6 protein-coding genes are annotated in these 4,878 nt (G+C 43.7%); all 6 read right to left on the bottom strand.

From position 1 onward, the window contains the following. Positions 1–182: 182 nt before the first annotated feature. A complete protein-coding gene (locus H6F41_RS18420) occupies positions 183–389 on the bottom strand; it encodes a hypothetical protein (RefSeq protein WP_190404918.1) in 207 nt (68 codons plus the stop codon). Positions 390–553: 164 nt separating this feature from the next. Then, positions 554–919: a VOC family protein gene (locus H6F41_RS18415; RefSeq protein ID WP_190404917.1), complete on the bottom strand. Its 366-nt coding sequence runs from the start codon at positions 917–919 to the stop codon at positions 554–556. 33 nt (positions 920–952) lie between these two features. Next, complete coding sequence (locus tag H6F41_RS18410; protein ID WP_199288842.1) at positions 953–1,456, bottom strand: MarR family winged helix-turn-helix transcriptional regulator; 504 nt, start codon at positions 1,454–1,456, stop codon at positions 953–955. A gap of 82 nt (positions 1,457–1,538) precedes the next feature. Continuing rightward, entirely contained in the window at positions 1,539–2,405 is an 867-nt protein-coding gene (locus tag H6F41_RS18405; RefSeq protein WP_190404916.1) for an ABC transporter permease, read from the bottom strand. Continuing rightward, a complete protein-coding gene (locus tag H6F41_RS18400; RefSeq protein WP_190404919.1) occupies positions 2,362–3,156 on the bottom strand; it encodes an ABC transporter ATP-binding protein in 795 nt (264 codons plus the stop codon). Before H6F41_RS18400 ends, H6F41_RS18405 begins: the two co-directional genes overlap by 44 nt. A gap of 246 nt (positions 3,157–3,402) precedes the next feature. Continuing rightward, positions 3,403–4,878, bottom strand: a 1,476-nt coding sequence (locus H6F41_RS18395; protein ID WP_190404915.1) for an AAA family ATPase, incomplete at its 5' end; no start/stop codon positions are given.

The following is a 4,878-nucleotide window of genomic DNA, read 5'->3' as shown; positions in this document are numbered from 1 at the left end:
ACCTCCGCATGTGGGACATTCCACTGCTTCAAATACCATCTTTTTTTCCTACTTATTCTTGCCCATGCTACTATATCTTCCAACAAATGTGACACATTACCCTCTCTGGGAGAGGGGGCTGGGGGGGAGAGGGCAATCTTCATTCCACGTAACATCAGTTACAAGATGGATGGTAGCGCGAATTAAACGCTTGAAGATTTAGAATGATTTAATCTCCATTTTAGATAATCTTCTACCGTAGGAAAATACTGCATAACCCCATCTAACCCTTCAGGTCTACCTTTAAGATAACCCTCTAAGTAAGCAGAATCATCTTTACGTGGTAAAACTCCCCCGTCGCGATCGCGTTGTCCTTCTTGATAACGAGCTTCTCTGATGTTTCCGAACATAATACTCACCTATTCCCTTTTCACAACTTGAAAAGCTTTTTAGATTTGCATCTATTGTATCCAGTATAACAAAAACTAACAAACAGTCTTGATTGTGGAAACCATAACTAAAAGTGATTGTAAAAGGTTTAAGCATCAGCCTAAAGCATGATGCCTAAACCCAGTTAATGGTACTCAAGAATCTCGATTCGATTACCAGCAGGGTCACGCAGATAAAAGCGATCGCAATTTGCTAATGGTTGGCGATCGGGGATAATCTCGACATCTAGAGTTTGCAAATGTTGGCGGAAAGCTTCTAGATTTTCTACTTCAAAAGCAATATGTCGCCGAGATTGAGCATTATGGATTTCTGGCTCCGTGGCAACATGAACTTGCGTATTTCCCAGTTGATACCATGCACCAACCGCTTGTAGGGATGATGGTTTGGGGATTTCGGTCAATCCTAGCGCCTGACCATAGAAGAAGAGCATCGCTGCTTCTAATTCAGGCGTAGAAGTAACTTGAATATGATCGATCGCTTTAAGCCACATATTTTTATCCTAATTAGCTAAAATGGAAATGCTTCACGGAGTAGATTTGGATTCAAAAACTTGGTAGAGAAGCGCTAAACTGTCATCGATTTTGGCGATCTGTTCCTCACTCAGGGAGTCCAGTAAATCGGCAATATAAGCACGGGTTAAATCTCTGGCAGCATCAAGATGGGCTTTACCATCAGGGGTCAATTTTAGGGAAACGCGACGACGTTCCGATGGATGGTCACAGCGATGCACAAAATTGCGTTGGACAAGGCGTTCCGTATTCGCTGAGGCGGTGGCACAAGTTACGCCTAAATGTTCAGAAAGTTCAGCTAAGGATGCACCAGGGTTACGATCTAAAAAAGCCAACGTCCGAAATTGGGGAACCGATAGTTCAGTTGCCTTGCGATCGCGCATATCAGCCCGAATAAATCGCATTATTAAAGGAATTGTTTCCATTACTTTGGCTGCACATTGTTTAGATAATGTGAAATCCAGATCTGGAGTAATTGATTCTGAATCTGGTTGGCGAACTGACTTTTTCGATCCCATGGGATAGTTAACTCTTAGCTGATATTGGTTGTTACAGGGCAAAAGAGTATCCCGAAGGGATACTCTTTGTCATTTTATCCCGTTACATTCCAATCTGACGATATAGGCGACCACCAATAAAAGTGAGGACAATCAGGACTAGTACCAAAACTGCTGTGTCAAAGCCATAGCCATAAATGCTTGTACCATTGAGGAGCATTACACTCCGCAAGGCATCAACCTGATAGGTCAGGGGATTAATGCGAGATACAAATTGCAGCCAAGGCGGCATAATCTCGATCGGATAAATGGCATGACTGGCAAAAAACAAGGGCATTGTCATCAGTTGTCCCATACCGTTAAAGCCCTCACGGGATTTGACTAAACATGCCACGATAATCGAAAAAATCGAAAAACAAGCTGCGCCCAGCATCACCATTAGTAAAACGCCTAACATGGCGATCGGACTAAAGTTAAGCTGCACTCCTAAAACTAGGGATAGGAGATAAACCACAAAAACCTGTGATAAACAGCGCACACCCGATGCAATCCCTTTGCCTAAAACAATAGCGGCGCGAGGGGTGGGACTAACCAAAAATTTATGGGCTAATCCTAGATCTCGCTCCCAAATTAGCGACATCCCACCACTAAAAATCGATACAAAAAGGACGCTTTGGGCTAGAATACCCGCCGCCATGAAATCGAGGTAGGGTAAGCCATTGGTAGGAATACCCCGAATTCTGGTAAATACCTGACCGAAGATCAGCAACCACAACACAGGCTGCACCGCCCGCACAATCAGATCGGTAGGATCGTGGCGCAGTTTTCGCACTTCCAGTTCGGTAATGATCAGAGTTTTGTTGATAAATTCGGCGATCGCCTGCCAAGGACTACGTTTTTTAATCCGTCTCGAACCCTGTGCCAAATTATCCCAACCGTTGAGCCGTCCGTCGATTTCTAGATGTTTCACGATAATTACCTCCTCCTGTTGTTAATTGATCGCCTGTGTAATGGATAAATACATCGTCCAATGTGGCATTCTCACGATTAAGAGAAGCTTTGAGTTCGCGAGGAACGCCTGTGATAACTACCTTGCCTGCCTGCATAATCGCCACGCGATCGCACAAACTATCCGCTTCTTCTAGAAAATGTGTTGTCAAAATAATCGTAGTTCCATACCGTTCTCGTAGTTGCTTCATCAATGTCCAAACATAGCTACGGGCAAGGGGATCTAGTCCCACAGTTGGCTCATCGAGAAAAAGAACTTGAGGTTGATGCAGCATTGACTGTGCTACTTCCAAGCGACGAATCATGCCGCCTGAATAATTTCGTACAAGCCGATGAGCAGCTTCTTCTAAACCCATAAATTCCAATACATCACGGATGCGGGTTTCGCGATATTTGCGAGGAATGTCATAAAGTTTAGAAAAAATCAACAGATTCTCATAACCCGTAAGACTCCCATCCGCAGATAGTGACTGTGGCACATAGCCAATCGCTCGCCGAATCTCAGAAGGGTGACGGATGAGGTCTAATCCTGCGATCGCGGCATTACCAGAACTGGCAGGTAAAAGCGTCGTCAGCATTTTAATTGTGGTACTTTTACCAGCACCGTTTGGACCTAATAAGCCAAATACCTCACCTGCTTTGACCTGAATATTGACATTATCCACCGCCCGCATTTGCCCAAAATCTCGTGTTAGCGATCGCGTCTCTAGCATCAAATGATTACGGCTATAGTTAGGCTCAAGAACATCTATCGCCTCATGATGCTCATTATTTTCATGCAATCTAGTCACAGTTAGCACTGCTCCTTACTTAATCAAAAATTACGCAAATGAAAGGAAAAATAAAACTAAGAAATAATAAGAACCAAATAGTTAGACATTCTAATTATTTTAACTAACTATTAGAGTATCTAACTATTTGTCTCATGGCAACCCCAATCAGGTTAAAAATTCCTTTCTTTAGCCTCGAATCACAATTATTTCTCGCCCTGCGGGACTGATGACATTTTCAGTAGTCGTCCGATCGCTTAACGGCGGCAAACCAGAACGGCGATCGAATATCACCAACCAACCCGTATTCAAACTCAAACCCGACAAATACTTATCGATCTGCGGCAACCCTTCCTTAAGCGGATCAGGTCTTTTATCAGCCCATACCTTCAATTCCATTGCCATAGTTTGCTTACCATAGCGCAAACAAATATCCATCTTTCCCGAACCGATCGCGTATTCCCTTTCCAACGTGCCATTACCATTTACCACCCGATGCAAAAATGCCATCATCACCAGATGGGGCGCAATTTCTGGATAGTTGGCACTTTTGAATAATGGCTCACCATGTTGCCGCCAGAATCTGAGAAAAGCATCAAGCAGGACTTGAGCATTAAGACTTCCATCAGCATTTAACCAGCTAGGTTGAATCATTGGCAGACTATCCTGCACACCTTGAGATAAAACTCTCGGAATTACCTCTTGATAAATCGGATTAGCAATTTTTAAGCCACCTTCCTGACTCCTCACCACTAAACCTAAGTCCAATAAGTAGCGGCGATCGTCATCGGGAGTATCTCCTAACTCCAATCCAGATAAAATTGGTTGGATAATTGCTCTGACTCTATCTTCCCTTAGTCTTTCGGCAAGACTATCCAAATGAGTATCCTGTCTCTTAATTAATATTTCCTTCGCTTGATTCACTAACTCAGCAGTAATGGGAATCGTAGAATCTTTCGTGATATATTCCACAATTTCTTTTGCGATCGCATTGACTAACCAAGGCTGACCCTGCGTCAAATGAAAGGCTAAATTCACCGCTTCAGGCGTAAATACTTGACCTGTGACATCCGTATGCTGCTGATAGAGATTCCTTACATCCTCAAGAGTAAAGTTACTCAAGGTAAAAGAACGCACTTTGATATTAAAAGGACTAGAGGTATTTAGGCGATCGCTTCCTCCTGAAGCATATTTATAATCCCGCACATCACGCATCCCCACCAAGGCAACTGACTGCGGAAATCCCTGTGGACGACGCGGAAACCCAGAGCGGATTTGTCGCAGGACTGAAACCAATGTCTCATCACTCAAAGCATCAATTTCATCCAAAAACACGGCTAGAGGACGCGATGATTCTTGTGACCATGCTGCCAAAAAAGCACCGATGTGACGACCTGATTCTCCTAAAATTCCATGACTCGGCTGTAACTCTGGTGTCAAATAAAATCTAATCGCATCCTGCCACTCATCTAATATGGCTCTCTCTGCCAACTCAGGATCATGAGAAAACACCGCCCCAACTTCTAGGGATAGCATCACCGAAGTATACTTACCACTTGCCGTTAGTTCCTGCGCTAGGGTAAGCATTGCTGTAGTTTTACCTGTCTGCCTCGGCGCGTGAATCACAAAATAGTTTTCCTGAGCAATTAGTTGTTTGATTTCAGG

The sequence above is a fragment of the Pseudanabaena mucicola FACHB-723 genome (genome assembly GCF_014696385.1).
Taxonomy (GTDB): domain Bacteria; phylum Cyanobacteriota; class Cyanobacteriia; order Pseudanabaenales; family Pseudanabaenaceae; genus Pseudanabaena.
Note: the sequence above shows the minus strand (reverse complement) of the source record. Positions and strands in the feature narration are given on the sequence as shown.